This is a genomic window from Bradyrhizobium barranii subsp. barranii (genome assembly GCF_017565645.3).
In the GTDB taxonomy this organism is placed as follows: Bacteria; Pseudomonadota; Alphaproteobacteria; order Rhizobiales; family Xanthobacteraceae; genus Bradyrhizobium; species Bradyrhizobium barranii.
The window spans coordinates 108,847-126,075 of the sequence record NZ_CP086137.1; the positions used below are offsets into that span (position 1 = coordinate 108,847).

The 17,229-nt window shown below is 62.7% G+C and carries 8 protein-coding genes and 9 pseudogenes; 6 read left to right on the plus strand and 11 right to left on the minus strand.

Annotated elements, in window-relative coordinates; genetic code table 11:
* Positions 1–6: 6 nt before the first annotated feature.
* Positions 7–995 (minus strand): annotated as a pseudogene (locus J4G43_RS52280) (HPP family protein).
* 361 nt (positions 996–1,356) lie between these two features.
* Between J4G43_RS52280 and J4G43_RS52285 the strand changes: the two are divergent.
* Complete coding sequence (locus J4G43_RS52285) at positions 1,357–1,539, plus strand: hypothetical protein (protein WP_208089813.1); 183 nt, start codon at positions 1,357–1,359, stop codon at positions 1,537–1,539.
* Positions 1,540–1,680: 141 nt separating this feature from the next.
* On the opposite strand, the gene J4G43_RS52290 is transcribed toward J4G43_RS52285, so the two are convergent.
* From J4G43_RS52290 to J4G43_RS52310, 5 genes and pseudogenes are all read right to left on the minus strand, one after another.
* Entirely contained in the window at positions 1,681–3,483 is a 1,803-nt protein-coding gene (locus J4G43_RS52290; protein WP_225005938.1) for an ATP-dependent helicase, read from the minus strand.
* Positions 3,452–5,233: an ATP-dependent nuclease gene (locus tag J4G43_RS52295; protein WP_208089814.1), complete on the minus strand. Its 1,782-nt coding sequence runs from the start codon at positions 5,231–5,233 to the stop codon at positions 3,452–3,454. Before J4G43_RS52295 ends, J4G43_RS52290 begins: the two co-directional genes overlap by 32 nt.
* A gap of 152 nt (positions 5,234–5,385) precedes the next feature.
* Positions 5,386–6,515 (minus strand): IS3-like element ISRj2 family transposase gene (locus J4G43_RS52300; RefSeq protein ID WP_085967151.1). Its coding sequence is split into 2 segments (ribosomal slippage): positions 5,386–6,263 and positions 6,263–6,515, totalling 1,131 coding nucleotides; the frame shifts between segments, so codons are not numbered across the junction.
* A 74-nt stretch (positions 6,516–6,589) separates the two neighbouring features.
* A pseudogene (locus tag J4G43_RS52305) lies at positions 6,590–6,769 on the minus strand (IS256 family transposase); the annotation flags it as partial.
* The gene (locus tag J4G43_RS52310) at positions 6,744–6,944 is read right to left on the minus strand and encodes a hypothetical protein (RefSeq protein ID WP_208089830.1); all 201 of its coding nucleotides are present in this window, start codon (positions 6,942–6,944) and stop codon (positions 6,744–6,746) included. The gene J4G43_RS52310 and the pseudogene J4G43_RS52305, both read right to left, overlap by 26 nt.
* 167 nt (positions 6,945–7,111) lie before the next feature.
* Between J4G43_RS52310 and J4G43_RS52315 the strand changes: the two are divergent.
* Positions 7,112–8,310: pseudogene (locus J4G43_RS52315) on the plus strand (ISL3 family transposase); the annotation flags it as partial.
* Between the two features lie 31 nt (positions 8,311–8,341).
* Here J4G43_RS52315 and J4G43_RS52320 read toward each other — a convergent pair.
* Together J4G43_RS52320 and J4G43_RS52325 are read right to left on the minus strand one after the other, a co-directional pair.
* Positions 8,342–9,234: pseudogene (locus tag J4G43_RS52320) on the minus strand (IS5 family transposase); the annotation flags it as partial.
* A 1,033-nt stretch (positions 9,235–10,267) separates the two neighbouring features.
* A pseudogene (locus J4G43_RS52325) lies at positions 10,268–11,281 on the minus strand (IS91 family transposase); the annotation flags it as partial.
* 169 nt (positions 11,282–11,450) lie between these two features.
* On the opposite strand from J4G43_RS52325, the gene J4G43_RS52330 reads away from it, so the two are divergent.
* From J4G43_RS52330 to J4G43_RS52340, 3 genes are read left to right on the plus strand one after another with little or no spacing between them, the layout of a single operon-like run.
* Positions 11,451–12,680 (plus strand): tyrosine-type recombinase/integrase, encoded by a 1,230-nt coding sequence (locus J4G43_RS52330; RefSeq protein WP_225004627.1) that lies wholly within the window; start codon positions 11,451–11,453, stop codon positions 12,678–12,680.
* Complete coding sequence (locus J4G43_RS52335) at positions 12,680–13,585, plus strand: tyrosine-type recombinase/integrase (protein WP_028153991.1); 906 nt, start codon at positions 12,680–12,682, stop codon at positions 13,583–13,585. The genes J4G43_RS52330 and J4G43_RS52335 overlap by 1 nt, the downstream gene beginning before the upstream one ends.
* Positions 13,582–14,571, plus strand: a complete 990-nt coding sequence (locus J4G43_RS52340) for a tyrosine-type recombinase/integrase (RefSeq protein WP_028153990.1) — start codon at positions 13,582–13,584, stop codon at positions 14,569–14,571. The genes J4G43_RS52335 and J4G43_RS52340 overlap by 4 nt, the downstream gene beginning before the upstream one ends.
* Before the next feature lie 81 nt (positions 14,572–14,652).
* Here the strand turns inward: J4G43_RS52340 and J4G43_RS52345 are convergent.
* Together J4G43_RS52345 and J4G43_RS52350 are read right to left on the minus strand one after the other, a co-directional pair.
* Positions 14,653–14,871, minus strand: a pseudogene (locus J4G43_RS52345) (transposase zinc-binding domain-containing protein); the annotation flags it as partial.
* A 20-nt stretch (positions 14,872–14,891) separates the two neighbouring features.
* Positions 14,892–15,515: pseudogene (locus J4G43_RS52350) on the minus strand (tyrosine-type recombinase/integrase); the annotation flags it as partial.
* Positions 15,516–15,614: 99 nt separating this feature from the next.
* On the opposite strand from J4G43_RS52350, the pseudogene J4G43_RS52355 reads away from it, so the two are divergent.
* Positions 15,615–16,895: pseudogene (locus J4G43_RS52355) on the plus strand (IS256 family transposase).
* Between the two features lie 35 nt (positions 16,896–16,930).
* Here the strand turns inward: J4G43_RS52355 and J4G43_RS52360 are convergent.
* Positions 16,931–17,176 (minus strand): annotated as a pseudogene (locus J4G43_RS52360) (site-specific integrase); the annotation flags it as partial.
* Positions 17,177–17,229: the final 53 nt, after the last annotated feature.

Genomic DNA, 17,229 nt, shown 5'->3' on the forward strand with positions numbered 1-17,229 from the left:
GCGGTCTCACTCCGCGACAGGCAGAAGCTTCGCCAACGCCGCGAGCACGTCGGTCTGCGTGACGATACCAATCACCTCGTTGAGGTCGTCGACGACGACGACGACGGCATGGGTCTTCCCGTCCGTGAGCGCCGGGGTCAGAGCCACGATCGAAGTCCCCGCGCCGCACGTGATGGCCGGCGACATTCGCGACCCGACGCTCGCACCGCTGCCTGCCAGTTCCCGCAGACCGACCGTACCGACGATCCGATCGTGACGCGGGTCCGTAACCGGCAGGGTCCGGACGTCATGGCTCAAAAGCAGCGAGCGGGCACGATCTGTACTCTCGTGAGAGCGGGATCGTGACGACGTCACGGGACATGACGTCCGCGCACGTCACCTGTCCGTGGGTGCGCGTCAAAGCCTTGAGTTCGATCTCCCTCAGCAGCAATTCCAGGTCCGAGCGGCTGATGTCTTAGGACTCGTTGAAGGATTCCAAGGCGTCGTCGATATCCTGTGCCTGAAAGCCAATGCGGACACTCGGTTTCACGTCGGAAGTCCCGCGCGGGTGCGTCACCGCATCGGTCACGTGGGGATATCTTCTTCCGGACAAGCGATGAAAGACCCTCCGATCGCCAAGAGGATGAGGCCGTTCAGCGCGACGGGTGCAAAGGAAAAGATAAAGCCCGCATTCGTCACCGCCGGTCCGCCGATGATCGCCGTCAATGCAGCCGCACGGAGATCGTGTTGCCGCCCACGATCTCCCACGGCTGAGCCATCGGACTGGTTGGCACCGCGAAAAGCAGTACCGCCGACGCTCCCAACGGGGCAACGATCAACGGTAGATGGGACTCGGGACCCAAGACGAGCTTGCTGATCAGTGCCGTGGATGCGATCGCTAAGAGTGCTCCCAGGCAGCCGATCAATCGCTCCCGCAGCGTGGCTCTAGCGAGGATCGGCTCGAAGTAGCGCTTGACGCCTTTTCTTTTGGGGATCTTTCTTTCAAGCGACTTCATTTCGAATCCGGACCTAACGTGATGCGGCGTCGGTATATCCGGCAGATCGGAAAATTGAATTCTAAAAAACAAGACAGCCCCAGATCGATCGTCCTGCCGTCACGTTAACCGCGAACTCCCGGCAATCGCATCCCACGACGTATTTGGCGGTCAGCGCGACGGGAACGGATCGCGATCGCAATCGATTATGATCTCGGCAGAGAAGTCGAAGAGGTGTCGCGTTCAGCCAGGCTCCGGCCCTGTTCGCAATGCAAATGATCGCGACGCGTTCGGGAAGTGGTCCACAGCCTGGGCTTGATCGCCAGCCGCGACTCGCCGTATCTGGGTCAGCCTAACATCAACCAACCGATCCATCCATCAAATGAAGACCAACAGGATGCCGACGGACGGTTTCGCGCTGCTCGTCGACGGACTCGTGAAGACCGAATTCGAAACCCGCGAAGGCGCGCAGCGGGGTGCTTCGGATTTGAAGCAGCGCTTCCCCTCCCTGAAGATCGGTATTTATGACGCCGTCGCAAAGCGGGCCGAGCCGGTCGAAGCCTAACGGCTTTCCGGACTCATCGGCGTCCAGATCGGATGATCCACGAGCGATCGACGAATCTGGATCCCTTCCAAGTAGCGACCACGACGGCACGACGAGCCACATCGCAATGCGGCAGATCGCTGGGAGATCGGGAAGCAGGAATCAACCCTCGATCCTCTCGGCGAGTTCGCAGACCCAAGGTGACGGGTGATGCTCCTGAAACACCAAACTCACCGACTTCCTCGGACGCGTGACGCCGACGTAGAAGCTACGGCGCGCCTCGCGGAGACTATGTGCGGATTTCTTGTCCTTGTAGCTCGGTAGATCCGCAGCGTTGACGCCGAACATGATGACCGCGTCGAACTCCCGGCCTTTTGCGCTGTGCAACGTCGTCAAGGTGACGCGGCCCGATCCCTCGATACGACCGGCGAAACGATCGAGGGACATATCGAGATCGTCCGCAGGATCGGTGTTCGAAATCATCTCCGAGCACACATCCCAATCCGACTCCGAATTGCGAGATATGTCACGCCACGGCGCGATGAGTTCGTCATCGCACCGCTGAAGCCAGACGTGCGTGCTCTCGGTCGAGCCGATTGATGAGTTCAAAAACCCGATGAGCCGATCAGAGAGATCTTGCATTTCTTGCTCGCTCGCATCTCCACCGTAGACGAACGCGCCAGCGCGAGCGAGCAACCGGCTGTAGCGCGGCTCGGCCGACCGCCAGCCGCCGGTCGCCCATTTCGCACAGTCTTCGATGAAGCAGGCGAGCCGCGAACTCCGACGAACCAGCCCCTTCGGGTCCGCCCGAACGAACGGTATATCAGCTTGTCTCAGCGCATCCGCGACCTTGTCGCCGAGCCAAGAGGCCCGATACAGAACCGCGATCTCGCCCAGCGAGATTCCTTTCTCTATGATGTCCGGGATAATGCTCGTGGCGATCTCTTCTGCCTGCTCGTCGAGCCCGTGCGGAACCTCATAGAACGAGATCTCACCGTCCGGTGCCCCCTCGATCTCCTGATAATCGCGGTCCTCCCCGAGCGCGCCCATGGACGCCCGAATGATCCGTTTGCCCGATCGATAGTTGAAGCGCAGCTTGATGGTCTTGATGTCCGCGCGATCCGTCAGACCTTCCAATAGCTCGGGGTTGGCACCGTTGAAACCGTATATGGATTGATCGACGTCACCGACCGCGAACAACCTGATGCCTCCGCCGAAGCAGAGCAGGAGCACGAGTTCGTGGAGGGCATGGCCAAGATCTTGATATTCGTCCACGAACAGGATCGGGAAACGCGCCGCCACGGCGTCACGTATCCAATCGTGTTGCTTGATCATGCGGTACGCAAGAAGCGGCATATCATCGTAGTCGATAAGCCCAAGGCGTCTGAGCTCAGCTTCGTAGGCTTCGATGAAATCAGCGAGTTCGGGGTTCGATCCCCTCCATTCGGGGCCGGAGCGATCGACGTCGCGACGCCGCTTCTCGACAGCAAACTCCCAACGCCGATGCGGATTCTCGCCGCCTCCGATCGCCGCGGCGTGAGCGGTCTCCACCGCGGTGCGACACTCGGTGCGCGTCGCGACCCTGAAGTCGGGAGGTAGGCCGATGGAAACGCAGCGCGCGTAGGGCGAGACAACCTGGCTAAGCGCGAACCCGTGTACGGTCCCGATGAAAGCGCGATTGCCAGGAGCGATACCTAGCTTCGCAAGTCTGGTTTCCAGCTCGGCGACGCACTCGTTGCTGTAGGTGATGCAGGCAACGCCGCGCGGATCGACAACATCCTCGATAATGGCCCGCGCCATGGCCGTCGTGAGCGTCTTGGTCTTGCCGCTGCCAGGACCGGCCAAGACGACGCAATGCCCCTTCTCACCGACCGCGGCCGATTGCTCGGGATTGCCCGCTAGTTCGTCGAGCGCTTTCAGAAGTCTGCGCGCGTCAGACACGGTCGGCCACATGTTCGATGGCATCGGCGATGTATCCGGGCGGCGTAAGCCCGATCATCTTCTTGCCGAGCCGCGATGCCAATCGCCCTTTGCCGATATCCGCGATCATGGCGAGCAGTTGCGTAGGATCGACAGCGACCGTGCCTTTACGCCATGCGGCGATGCGGCGGGTCCGGGTCGATCCGAAACCTTGCTCATCGAGAATGTCGAGCAATGGCTTCAGAAGCGCCGGCGTATTCGCAACCGACACCTCGAACGTGCGGTCGTTCAGAAAGACGCCCGTTTTGGTCGACTGCTTCGCGAAGTAGGCGTGGTCCTTGGTTTCCAAGGTAGTCCGCTTGCTCGACGTCATCGCTGGTTTGCCCCTGATCGCGAGCATGACCTGCAATAGATCGAGCGTGCGCTTCCGGCCCAACGGCGGCTTCGAACCGTCGAGCGGATCCCAATCCGTGATGACGGCGTAAGGCAGGTTCAACGACTCGGCGAGCTTCACGTATGGAGCGAAGTTGACGCCGGCCACGTTGCAGACCGTGATCCCGAGTTCGTCCAGCGGTCGGCTTAGCGACTGCGCGAAGACCGGTACCAAAGCCTCCTCGGCATCGCCTTCCACGAAAAGCACACCCCGCGCGAACAGCAACTCCGCCCGCGTCGCGTTCAGAGAGCTCTCCAGATCGTCGAGTTCGTCGCCGCTTACGGGCAATTCCGCCAGCGAAAACGCTTCCGTCGCGCCGTCCCGAATTCTCAACTGCACGATCGAGCGTAACGGCGTAACGGCCGCCAAGGTGGGCGAATGGCTGGTGACGATGAGCGCTTGCGCGGGATCCTCATCGCCGAACAGTTTCTTGAAGACGGACCGTTGCAACTGCGGGTGCAGATGCGCCTCCGGCTCCTCGATGCACAGCAGCGAAAAATTCCGATCGTTCTTCTTGCGGCGCCACGCGAACTCGGCAAGCTTGAGCGCGAGAAGCGCGACGTTGGCCGATCCCAGGCTCGCCTCGGCGATACCGCGTTTGCCTCCGTCGATGAACATCGCTATCGCCCGGAAAAGCCGGAGAGGATCGGATGGCGCGAACCTCAATCTGGCGTCGATGTCGTGCGCCTTCCCCGACAGGCGACGGATACCGGCCCTCAGTTCGTCCTCAAGAGTCTTGATCGTCGGAAAGCTTTCCAGTGCCTTGGTTGCCTTGTCGAGCTCCGCGGCAACCGCATCGATATCGGCCGATGGAACGTCGGAGATGGCCTCCTCCAACAGATGGCGGAGCGGCGAGCTACGCCATGTGGCAAGCTGGCCTTCGGCGTCGCGCAGCGCATCCAGGACGTCGATCGCTACCCTCCGCCGGACACGGCCAGGCACCGGACGCGTTTCGTCGCCGCCGCCGAAAACGACGAAGTCGAAGTCGGCGCCGGTCTCCGGCGCACCGGACATGCCGGCCCTCTTTCGGAACACGTAGCTCAGGCTGACGGTCATCGGATCACGGGCGGTCCGGAAGTCCGTCAGCAAAGCGACGAGCGCCGGGTCTCCCGCGAAGTCGGTGAACTCGAGGTGCACCTCGATCGGGTCATCGTAGGTCGCCCCGCAGCCGTCCCAGAAGTCCGACAACCTGAGCTGACGAGCGGAGTCGGGCAGCGCCGGATCGAGGACAAGGCGTATCGCAAAAAGGAGATTGCTTTTGCCGACCCGGTTCTCGCCCAGGAACACGACGTTACCGGACAAAGGTACGTCGACCGCTTCGAAATTCCTGAAGTTGCGAATGCTCAATCTGGAGAGACGCATCGGCTGAGAGCTGGCCCCGGTTGTTTGGACAGCGCCCCGCTGGATTTAAGTGGATTCCTGCCGGGTTATGCTGAACGCGGGGCTGTACGGTTTTGTCGTTGCGTCGGGAGGGCGTAGCCCGACCAGAGCGACGACAAAACCGTCGGCGACGGTCATGCGGCCATCACCATAGCTTGCGTGCCGAAGTAAGCCTCGTCGGGCGTGCGCCCGTCAAGGCTCGAGTGAGGGCGTCCCTGATTGTAGAAGGCCAGATACTTGGCAATTGACGCTCGCGCCTCGGACACGCTGTCGTAGGCGCGGAGATAAACTTCTTCGTATTTGACCGTGCGCCAGAGCCGCTCGACAAACACGTTGTCGCGCCAGGCGCCCTTGCCGTCCATGCTGATGGCGATCTTCGCGTCCAGCAGCACATCGGTGAACTCGAGGCTGGTGAACTGGCTGCCCTGATCCGTGTTGAAAATCTCGGGCCTGCCGTGCTTCGCCAACGCCTCCTGGACCGCTTCGACGCAGAAGGCCGCCTCCATTGTGATCGAGACGCGATGGGCCAGGACCCGTCGGCTGAACACATCGACGACCGCCGCGAGATAGACGAAGCCACGCCGCATCGGAATGTAGGTGATGTCCATTGCCCACGCATGGTCGGGCCGCTCGATCTTCAATCCGCGCAACAGGTACGGGTAGATCTTGTGACCCGGAGCCGGCTTGCTCGTGTTCGGGCGACGATAGACCGCCTCGATCCGCATGCGCTTCATCAGCGTCGCGATGTGGCGGCGACCGGCGTATACGCCCTCCCGCCGCAGCAACGATCGCAGCATACGCGCTCCCGCGAAGGGATAATCGAGATGCAGCTCATCGAGCCGACGCATCAAGGCAAGGTCCTCGGCCGAAACTGGCCGAGGTTCATAGTAGACCGTGCTGCGAGCCAGCTTCAGGACCTTCGCCTGGCGCACGATAGAAAGATCATGATCGCGGTCGATCATCGCTTTGCGCTCAGCAGGCCCGCCTTGGTGAGCGCGCCGGACAAAAAATCGTTTTCCAACGCCAGCTCGCCGATCTTGGCATGTAACGCCTTCAAATCGACCGGCGTCTCGGCCGATGTCTTGTCATGCCCAAACACGCCGGCGGCGCCTTCCAGGAGCTGGTTTTTCCAGATCGTGATCTGGTTCGGATGAACATCAAACAGTTGCGCCAGCTCCGCCAGTGTCTTGTCGCCTTTGACCGCAGCCAAAGCAACCTTCGCCTTGAATGCCGGAGAATGCGTCCGGCGGCTCTTCTTCGTCATCTTCGCTCCTGATTCGCAGCAAGAATCCTCGCCGCTGTCAGGCAGAAAATCCACTCAAGCTACTGTCCGAATTTGCGGGGCCAGCTCTGTCTGGCCAGCGCGGCATCGAGTTCGCCGCGGATCAATTCTTCGATGAACTGGCGCGATCGAGCCCTTACCTCAGTCTCGATCGGGTCGAACCAGTTGTCGAAAACATCAACAGCCATCTCGGTCGTCGGCTGCAAAGAATCAGGCCTGGTGGTATGCTTCGTCATGGCGTGGTCTCCAGTCCGGCGCTTCAACGCCGGATGATTCGAGGTTCAACACCCCGGAGACTACGCCAACCTCAATTCCTACCAACTCCGCGACGGCATCAATGCGGCCCGTTTCGTCGACAATGCACAGGGACGTCTCTTTGACCGACACGTCCAGTCCAGCGTAATGTTTCATGCTGCGCTTCTCCGTCTGATGCTTGTGGCTGTTCGAAAACAGACCACGTTTATCATCAACCTGAAGCGCAGCACCCTGCTAACGCGGGGCTCAGCAACAGGCCGAATACCCCATCTGACTTACTTTGTGTGGGGATGGTATCTTCTGCATGAGGGCAGGAGAAAGTCATGGGATCAACGAGACGATGGGCGCTGGATAAGTCGGTAAAGACGTATGACGCGGCACGATCTGGCGACGGGACATGGGTCGTCTACGCCAAAATGGCCAATCATGGGATTTGTCCTGGCTGCAATCGGCGATCCCGGCACGCGCATCGATGGCGTGAGAGACGGCTGCAGGATCTTGCCGCACAAGGTGAGCAGGTCACGGTCAGGCTGCGCGTGCGGCGGTGGCGTGCGTTCGGGCAGACTGCGACCGTCAAACCTTTTCCGATCAATCCTCGGCTATTGCGTCGCCATACGCCCGACGTACGAAGCGGGCGGCGCAGATAGCCAGTCTATTGGGCCACAGCGCCAGTGGCAGGCCGGGTGAGCGCGTGATGCAACGCCTCGGCATGCCGATCAGCAACGACACCATCCTGCGCGTATTGAAACGAGACGCCCAGGTCGATCCTCCAGCGCCACGCGTCATCGGCATTGATGACTGGAGTCGGCGGAAAACTTGGCGCTACGGCACGATCATGGTCGATCTTGAGCGCGGTTCGGTGGTCGACATTTTGGAGGATCGGAGCGTGAGGAGCGCCGCAATTTGGCTGAGGAAGAACCCTTCCATCGAGGTCGTCACCCGGGACCGTTGCGGCCTGTACGGGCAGGCGGTTCGTGAGGGAGCGCCGCAGGCCATACAAATTGCTGATCGGTTTCATCTTGTTCAGAACCTTCGCTTGGCGATCGAAGAACAAATGAGCACGACGGGACGCACGACAGGAAGGTCGATCCTGTCTGAAGAGGACAGCATCGACGCTGCGGTCTATCGTCGTCGAGCGCGCCTTGCGCATCGGCGGTCGCGCGAAGACGTTTTCGCAGCGATCCACGCACTGCGCGACAAAGGTTTCTCTTATAGCGAGATCGAGCGTCGGACAGGCTATAAGCGCCGCACCGTGGCGAAATGGCTCACATTCAAGGCGCCGCCGGACCGGCGCCGAGCGACGCTGACCCCCACATCGCCTCGGTATTTCGAGGAGTTTCTCGCCAGGTGTTGGAAAGACGGAAATCGCTGCGGGCGACATCTGTTCCACGACGTCAAGCGGCGTGGATACACAGGCAGCTTCTCCAATCTGGAGCGGCTGCTTGGAGCGTGGCGTAGGGCCGACAAGCCGGCAAGCAACGAGCCGCCCCCAAGCGCATTCAATCTTGGTCCTGTTCGAGAGTCGCCCGTGAAGAACCTTCGCGCGCGCTGATTTAAGCGATCTTTTGAGCCGGGACAGTTTCGGCGAAGGTTCGGATGATGGCACGCAAAAGCTCTTCAAGCCATTGCAGGAGCAGGCCGAAGTTGTAGCCAGCCGCAGCGAGGACGGCGTTGATGCGGTCGCCGTCGCGGCCCTTGAGATAGTTGCGGTCCATGCGGTGCTCGGCCTAGACGTGGCCGATGACGGGCTCGACAGCCGTGCGGCGCTTCATCTCGCGCCGGATGGCAGTCGTGACGCGGCGGACCTGACCCGAGATCCAGACCCTGAACCGGTGCGGGTGGTTGTGGCCGCGGTACCCTTTGTCGACGTGGATGCGGCGAGCCTGCACGCCGGTGTCAGCTTCTCCATGTCGGCGATCACGGGGCCGAGCGTGTGCCCATCGAACGGATTGCCATGCAGTGCCTTGGCATGGAGCACGAACTGTCCGCCCTTCGGGGACGTCACGGGGGTGGCGATTCTGACCTTGCAGCCGAACTCGTAAGGCGCGCGGGCTTTTCCCTTGCCGATGCACTCGACCTCCGGGGCATGTAACGCATAGACCTTCGGAACGCGCTGATGCTGATCCTGGGCGCGCACCCGCTGCGCCAACTCGAGCAGCGGACCGAAGCGGGCTTCCAGCACCGCATCACCATCGATCTTGCGGCGGATGTCGCGGATGATCCGGCCAAGTCGCGTCCGCAGGAACTTGAGTTGGCGCCGGGCGCGCTTGCACTGATGAGCGTGGGTATAGCGGCCGACCATGATGGCGGCGCGCTTCGCCAAGCGCAGATAGCTCTGGCGCAGCGGCACACGGTTGCGCTTGGCGAGCCCGACGAGCTTGGTGATGGCCCGATGCATCAGCCGCGCGTCGGTCGGATGCGTAACGGCCTTTGGCTGCACCGTGGTATGTGCGCCATGATGGCGCGAAGAAGGAGGTTGAATATGTAGACCATCTTTCGAGCAGCCTTGCTGCGCAAGAGATGAGGGCAGGCCCCTCGGACTCGGATTGCAGGATCAGAGTTCAAACCGCCACAAGCTGCTTTAGCTCAAGGGCTGAGGTGGTGAGCGTTGCTGGAAAAGGCGGGCAATCAGCCCGTCAGGTGAGCCACGGGAAGACGAACGCAAGTAAACCGCCGATGATGCATCGAAAGTACAGTTCAGGTGTTGTCGAAACCAGGGGCGATACCACCTCCTGGGATCAAGCGCGGCAAGAGCCTGTCTATTGGCCGGGCGGCAACCGGTGTAGAGGCGGCGTGATCCCGATGGCAGGCTCTTGCGTGGAACATGGGAACCTGCGTCGTGATGCCAAGGGAGACCCCAAAGGCGGCGGACCCGCCGAGGGCAGAGTACCAATGCGCGACGCAGGGGCGGACGGGTTCGTAGTAGTGATGAGGCCCGGTAATGCGGGCGGAGCAAAGGGACCCGATCTTCTAGCCAAAGTCACAGGCCAACCGGAAACGGGAGGAGCCGATGACTGAGGCAAAGCCGTATCAAATTCCCAAACGACTCGTTTGGGACGCTTGGAAACAGGTGAAAGCGAATCGCGGAGCGGCAGGAGTGGACGGAGTGTCCGTTGAATCTGGAGGGTTCTGTGAGGTCGCGCTCACGCGAGGGTGCGGCAAGCGCTTATCACGCGACCTCATTGAAGCCGGATTGAACGAAGGCGCGGGAGAAGATGCACGGTGGTGCGGCTATGGGGATAGTTTGAGATCGCGGGTTGCTATCGGCAGACTGCGGAGCTGACACGGCGACGTATTGGTTGGGCAATGACGGCAACTTGAGACAGAGAGCCTTTTACGGGCGGTCGCGGTCGATGGCCTGCTGCATCGAATAGTTTCCATCGCGCTGTTTGGCCGCACGGAGTCGGCAGCGCCTGCGATGATCGGGACGACGGGATCATAATGACGAATGACGATCTTCGTGCACGGGATGAGTTGGCTCACGATGTGTCGCACCGGTACGATTGGGTTGGAGCGCCAGAACTACTGAAGCTGTGTCGAAAGCGCTCGATGATGCGCATGACGCCACCACAATCAGGACAGGCGGGAACCTTGGCCCACGTCAGAGCGTCCGAATCCCCAGGCGACGGCTCGCCATCGTTTGGCGCTGTCCGCTCAGGATCGAGAAGTTTGCGGCAGAGGGCGAGTTTGGCAGCGCGGTGGCCGTTGGCCATGAAGCCGAAGTGGCGGATGCGATGGAAGCCATCGGGCAGCGTGTGAAGAAGGAAGCGGCGGATGAACTCGTCGGGCTTGAGCTTCATGATCTTTGTCGCGCCGTTCTGGCGGTAGTCCTTCCAGGTAAAGGCGACGTGATCCTCATCGAGGGCGACGAGCCGGCTGTTGGCGATGGCGACGCGATGGGTATAGCGGCCGAGATAGGCCAGCACCTGCGCGGGGCCGCCGAACGGCCGTTTGGCGTAGACGACCCAGCTGATGCGCCGCATGGCGACGAGGTGAGCTGCGAAGGCGGCAGGCTTGGCCAGGGATGCGAGATCGCCGAAAAAGTTCAGGGTGCCGGCGTCGAAGGCGGCGGTCAGACGTTCGAGGAAGAGGCGTCTGAACAGCCTTGCGAGCGGTTTGACGGCCAGGAAGAAGTTTGGTCGGCTGGCGATCCAGCGCGCGCCATCGGGCGAGAGGCCGCCGCCCGGCACGACGCAGTGGACGTGGGGATGGTGCGTCAGCGCCTGCCCCCAGGTGTGGAGGACGGCGACGACGCCGATCCCGGCGCCGAGCCGGCGTGGATTGGCGGCGAGCGTCGACATTGCCTCGGCGGCGGCTTTGAACAGGATCGCATAAACGATGGCTTTGTTCTGAAAGGCGATCGCGGCGATCGGAGCGGGAAGTGTAAAGACGACGTGGAAATAGGGAACCGGCAGCAGGTCGGCTTCTCGCGCGGCGAGCCACGCGGCCCGGGCTGGCCCCTGACACTTCGGACAGTGCCGGTTGCGGCAAGTAATGGGCATCACCCATTACCTGCCGTATGGGCAAAGCCAGTAATGGGGAGCTGCCAATCGCGATCACCGTATTTTCTTGTGGATTGCCGCTCTCGAGCTCTCCATTACAAGTCGCTCGTGCGGCCCCGTTGGGTCGGCCACTGATGGCCGGTCACATACGGAGACGGACATGTTGGAGACGTACTTCTCGGCAGCGAAGATGCTGGGGCATCTGCGCAGTGGGCCGAGCGGGCCTTACCTTGACGGGTTTGCAGCGGCGCTGGAGCGGCAGGGCTATGGCCCCGAGACAGCGGTACGCTATTTGCGAGCGGCGGCTCACATCGGTCATGTTATGGCCGAGCAAGGCGCGGGCCTGACGGACGTTGATCTCGCCGCGTTCGGCGAGCACCTGCGCACTTGCCGGTGTCCACGCGCCAAAGGCGGCCGGCGCAACCACCACACCATCTACGGTGCCAGGCTCTTTCGTCGGCACCTCGTCGAGCTCGGCCTTTGCCGGTCCGCGGTGGCGGCAGCACCCGCCGAGCCGCAGCTGGTCGCCGACTTCAAAACGTGGCTGCGCAAGCATCGCGGCGCATCCGATGCCACCATCAGGCTCTACGCCCGCGACGCCGCGGGCCTGATGATGCATCTTCGATCTGACCCGGACGGCTGGAGGCCGAACGATGTCCGCAGTTACTTCCTGGAGCGGGCGAGCAATAGCGGGAGTGGCACGATCGAGAAGATGACAACGAGCCTGCGGGCCTTCCTGCGGTATCTCGCAGTCGCAGGCCGTTGTCAGGCAGGTCTCGACGGCGCCGTTCCAGCCTACGCTCATTGGCAGCTTGCCGACATGCCCCGGTATCTGTCGACCGAGCAGGTCGACCGGCTGATCGCTGTCTGTGACGGCGACGTCGGTGGGCGCCGGCGTGATCGTGCGATCGTACTTTTGTTGGTGCGCCTCGGCCTGCGGGCCGGTGACGTGGCGCAACTGCGTCTCGCGGATATTGAGTGGCAAACGGGATCGCTACGGGTCTGCGGCAAGTCGCGCTACGAGGTCCGGCTGCCGCTACCGCAAGACGTCGGGGATGCGATCGCCGCCTACCTCGAATGCCGGCCGTCTACCGGCCGGAACGATGTCTTGTTCCTGCGCACGATCGCGCCGAGCCGGCCATTCCGACGAGGCGACGGCATCTCGTCGGTGGTCAAGCGTATCATGAAGCGGGCCGACATTGTGGCGCCGGTCAAAGGGGCCCACACTCTGCGGCACACCGCGGCGACCGAGATGCTGCGCCATGGCGTGCCGCTCGACAAGATCGGCCTCGTCCTTCGGCATCGCGGCATCGACACGACGGCCTATTACGCAAAGGCCGACGTCGCGCTGCTGAAGCAGGTTGCTCAGCCTTGGCCGGAGGCGCTCTGATGCTCGACGCCATCGAGACCTATCTCGCGCTCCGCCGCACCACGGGCTTCGCGATGTCGACCGCGGAGCACCTGCTGAAGAGCTTTGCCGCCTTCGCGGCCGAGCGCGGACAAACGTACGTCGAGACAAAAACAGCGATCGACTGGGCCGCGCTCGGACCATCCGTCGCGCAACGCGATGCACGGCTCAGAGCCGTCTGTCGCTTCGTACGCCATGTCCGGGTGGAGGAAGTCGGGCACGAGCTGCCGCCGGCAAATCACTTCGGCGCCCGCAAGAAGCGTCGCACGCCGCACATCTACACGACAGACGAGATTAGTCGGCTGGTCGAAGCTGCGCTGCGGCTTCGGCCAACGCGCGGCTTGCGCCCGCACACGCAAGCGACCTTGATCGCGCTGCTCTCATCCACCGGGCTCAGGATCTCCGAAGCCCTGAAGCTGACGATCGCGGACGTGACCCGCGACGGTCTGCTGATCCGCGAGACCAAGTTCCGCAAGACCCGACTGGTGCCGCTGCACGACACGGCGGTTGCCGGCTTGCAGCGATACCTGGCACGTCGCGGGCTCGGCTCAGACGATGATCCGGTCTTCATCGACAAGCCCGGTCGGCCGCTACGCTACATTGCCGTCAAGGAGACCTTCGACAGGCTGGTCGACAAGGTTGGCATCAGATCGACGTCGGCTCGCCGTCCTCGCCTGCACGATCTACGGCACACGTTTGCGGTGCGCGCGCTGCAAGGCAGCCCTACCGGCCGGGGCCGGTGCGGGGCGCACATGGCGGCACTCGCGACCTACATGGGTCACGTCAACATCTATGCGACCTACTGGTATCTCGAGGCCACGCCCGACCTCTTGCGCGATGTCGCCATGGCCGGCGAAGCGTTCATCTCCGAAGGGAGGTCAGCATGACGCCGATCGCTCCCCTCATCGAGACGTTCCTGCGCGACACACTCGCTTGCCAGCGGGGCGCCAGCCAGCACACGAGGGACTCCTATGCCTCGAGCTTCCAGCTGCTGTTCGTGTTCGCCGCCGACCGGCTCAAGGTCAAACCTTCGGCGCTGACGCTCGAACAGATCGATGCCGGGCTCGTCAGCGCCTTCCTTGAGCATCTTGAGGACGAGCGCAAAAACGCGGCCGTGACGCGCAACGTTCGCCTGGCGGCGATCAAGTCGTTCTTCCGCTTCCTCGAGTACCGGCAGCCGGCGGCGCTCGAGCAGATCCGCCGTGTACTGGCGATCCCGTTCAAGAAAACTGACACGCGCCTGGTACCCTACCTTCTGCGCGAAGAGCTCAAAGCCGTGCTCGACGCTCCCGATCCGGCGACACGCGATGGCATCCGCGATCGCGCAATGCTGCACGTGGCCGTCTGCGCAGGGCTGCGCGTCTCCGAACTGACGGGCCTCAAGGTCGATGACATCGACCTGCCTTCGATGAGCATCTGCGTGCTCGGCAAGGGACGCCGGGAGCGGACGCTGCCGTTGTGGAAGCCGGCGGCTGCTGCACTGCGTGCCTGGCTGGCCATCCGCGGGCAGGTCGCGACACCCGAGGTGTTCGTCAACGCCCGTGGTGAGCCGCTGAGCCGATGGGGCTTTGCCTATCTGCTCAGGCAGCACGCCGCGACTGCGGCTCGCAAGCAGCCCGGTCTCGCCAAGAAACGCGTCTCGCCCCACGTGCTCAGGCACACCTGCGCGATGGTCGTTCTGCAAGCGACCCGGGACATCCGGAAGGTGTCGCTGTGGCTGGGCCACGCTACGCTGACGACCACCGAGGTCTACACGCGCGGCGATCCAACCGAGAAGCTCGATGCGATGGAGGCGATCGTGCCGCCCCACCTGCGGCGCGGCGTCTTCCAGCCCACCGACCAGCTGATCGAACTCCTCAGGCGTACCTCGTAATGGAGAGCGGGGTTGGCGGTGATTGGTGCAGGAGCGCGATCAAATTGCCGCCAGCTCCCCATTACTGGCTTTGCCCATAAGGCAGGAATTATAGGCGACGCGTGTCGTGCCGCAGTCGTCGCAAGCCTCCATGTGGCCGCCGAGCGCCTCGGTCCGGCACGCCACGATCGCGCTCATCACGCGCCGCTCAACCCGACCGAGATGACCGACATGGTCACGGCGATAGGTGTCGCCATGCCGGCGCAGAATATCGGCAATCTCGAGAGCGGGCCTGTTGGAGCGGCCGTCGGGGCGGATCATCACCCGCATCCCGCCGCGGATCATCGAGGTGGCGTCACCTCCAGCGACAGGCGATCGAGCGGGCTCTGCGTCGCCCGGATCGTATCGGTGGCGACCTGCGTGTAGCGCGCTGTCGACGACAAATTGTTGTGCCCGGGCAAGACCTGGATGATCCGGATATCGGTTCCGTTCTCGAGAAGATGCGTCGCGAAGCTGTGGCGCAGCGTGTGCAGCGTGACGCGCTTGGTCAGGCCCGCAGCCTTCACCGCCGACCGACAGGCGGCGTGCAACACGGTCTGATCGATCGGATGATCTTCGTCACGACCAGGGAACAGATAAAGCCGCGGCCGGGCGAGCCGCCAGTAGGTGCGCAGGATGCCCAGCAGCTGGGGCGACAGCATCACGTTGCGATCCTTCGCGCCCTTGCCATGGCGCACCTGGATGACGCCGCGGGCGCTGTCGATGTCTTCGATCCGCAGTCCCGCGACTTCGGAGGCCCTGAGTCCGGCCGCATAGGCCGTGGTGAGCGCGGCGCGGCTCTTCAGGCTGGACACTGCTTCGAGGAACTGAACCACTTCGTCGGCGCTGAGCACGACCGGCAGCTTGCGCGGTTCTCGCGCATAGGGAATGCGCTCCGGGATCAGCGCCTCGCCGAGCGTGACGCCGGAGCTATCGCTGAAAGTTGGTGACGGCGGGAATCGGGAAGGCGGCATATCGTGGGGGTGCTTGACGCCTCCACTTCTCCACCGAAGGAGCGATATGCCGTGTCCAACGATAACGTCACCAAGCTGATTCAGCCAGGAGTGTTCGACGACCAACTCACCGAAATCTTGCGTAACGGGGCCCGCGCTCTGTTGGCGCAGGCGGTCGAGGCCGAGGTCGCGGACTTTCTCGGCAAGCATGCCGATGTGAAGACCGAGGACGGCCAGCAGCGTGTGGTCCGCCACGGTCACCTGCCGGAGCGCGAGGTGATGACCGGGATCGGTCCAGTCTCCGTCCGCCAGCCGCGTGTGCGCGATCGCGAGGCCGCCGCCGATCCCGACCGTATCCGGTTCTCGCCATCGGTCGTGCCGCCCTACATGCGGCGGTCGAAGTCGATCGAGACGCTGCTGCCGATCCTCTATTTGAAGGGGATCTCGACCGGCGACTTCTCCGAGGCGCTGGCGGCGCTGCTCGGCAAGGATGCTGCCGGGTTGTCGGCATCCGCCGTTGGTCGCCTGAAGGACGGCTGGCTCGACGAGTACGCCGCGTGGCAAAAGCGCGATCTTTCGGCCAGGCGCTATGTCTACATCTGGGCCGATGGCATCCATCTCGAAGCTCGCCTCGAGGACGAGAAGCAGTGCATCCTGGTGCTGATCGGCGCGACGCCGGAAGGCCGCAAGGAACTGGTCGGCTTCACCGATGGCGCCCGCGAGAGCGCGCACGATTGGCGCGATCTGCTGCTCGATCTGAAGCGGCGTGGGCTCGACGTGTCGCCGCGGCTCGTCATTGCCGACGGCGCGCTCGGGTTCTGGAAGGCCGCCGGTGAGGTCTGGCCGACAACGCGCGAGCAGCGCTGCTGGTGCACAAGACCACCAACGTGCTCGCCAAGCTGCCAAAGAGCCAGCAGCCGAAAGCCAAACGCGCGCTGCAGGAGATTTGGATGGCGGAGTCCAAGGCCACCGCCGAGCTGGCATTCGACGCCTTCATCGAGAGCTACACACCCAAATACGAAAAGGCGGCCGACTGCCTCGGCAAGGATCGGGACACGCTGCTGGCTTTCTACGACTTCCCCGCCGAGCACTGGAAACACCTGCGGACGACCAATCCCATTGAAAGCACCTTCGCCACCGTGCGCCACCGCACGATCCGATCGAAGGGTTGCCTGTCCAACAGGACGGCGCTCGCGATGGTCTTCAAACTGGCCGAGGCCGCGCAGAAAAGTTGGCGTCGACTCGATGGTCACAACCAGTTGCCAAAACTCGTGCTCGGTGTGACATTCAACGACGGGATTGAGGTCATCGCCAAGCACGGCTGACCGTGAGCCCAAAACCGCCGCCGCCTGACCGGCCCGGCCGTCACCAAAATTTGGCGATAGCTCCGTGACGCCGTAGAAAAACCGTAGCGCACAGACGATCTGGTTCAGCGCCGGCCATGAGATGCCGGTCGAGACCAGATGCACCTGGAAGGCGCGGACGTCTTCCAGCTCCAACCGGTCAGGCGATCGGCCAAAATAGCGGCTGAACTTCGAAACCGCGCTGATGTAGGATCGTTGCGTCGCCGGCGACAGATTGCGGACGGTCATGTCTTCGATCATGCGGCGGCGAAAAGGGCTCAAATCGGCCATCTCGATACTCCTGTCTGAGGGGGTGGGCTCCAACACCCACATCCTCTCAGCCA

Coding starts and splice junctions, on each gene's coding strand:
- J4G43_RS52285 (WP_208089813.1), top strand. CDS start 1,357: ATGAAGACCAACAGGATGCCGACGGACGGTTTCGCGCTGCTCGTCGAC.
- J4G43_RS52290 (WP_225005938.1), bottom strand. CDS start 3,483: ATGCCATCGAACATGTGGCCGACCGTGTCTGACGCGCGCAGACTTCTG.
- J4G43_RS52295 (WP_208089814.1), bottom strand. CDS start 5,233: ATGCGTCTCTCCAGATTGAGCATTCGCAACTTCAGGAATTTCGAAGCG.
- J4G43_RS52310 (WP_208089830.1), bottom strand. CDS start 6,944: ATGAAACATTACGCTGGACTGGACGTGTCGGTCAAAGAGACGTCCCTG.
- J4G43_RS52330 (WP_225004627.1), top strand. CDS start 11,451: ATGTTGGAGACGTACTTCTCGGCAGCGAAGATGCTGGGGCATCTGCGC.
- J4G43_RS52335 (WP_028153991.1), top strand. CDS start 12,680: ATGCTCGACGCCATCGAGACCTATCTCGCGCTCCGCCGCACCACGGGC.
- J4G43_RS52340 (WP_028153990.1), top strand. CDS start 13,582: ATGACGCCGATCGCTCCCCTCATCGAGACGTTCCTGCGCGACACACTC.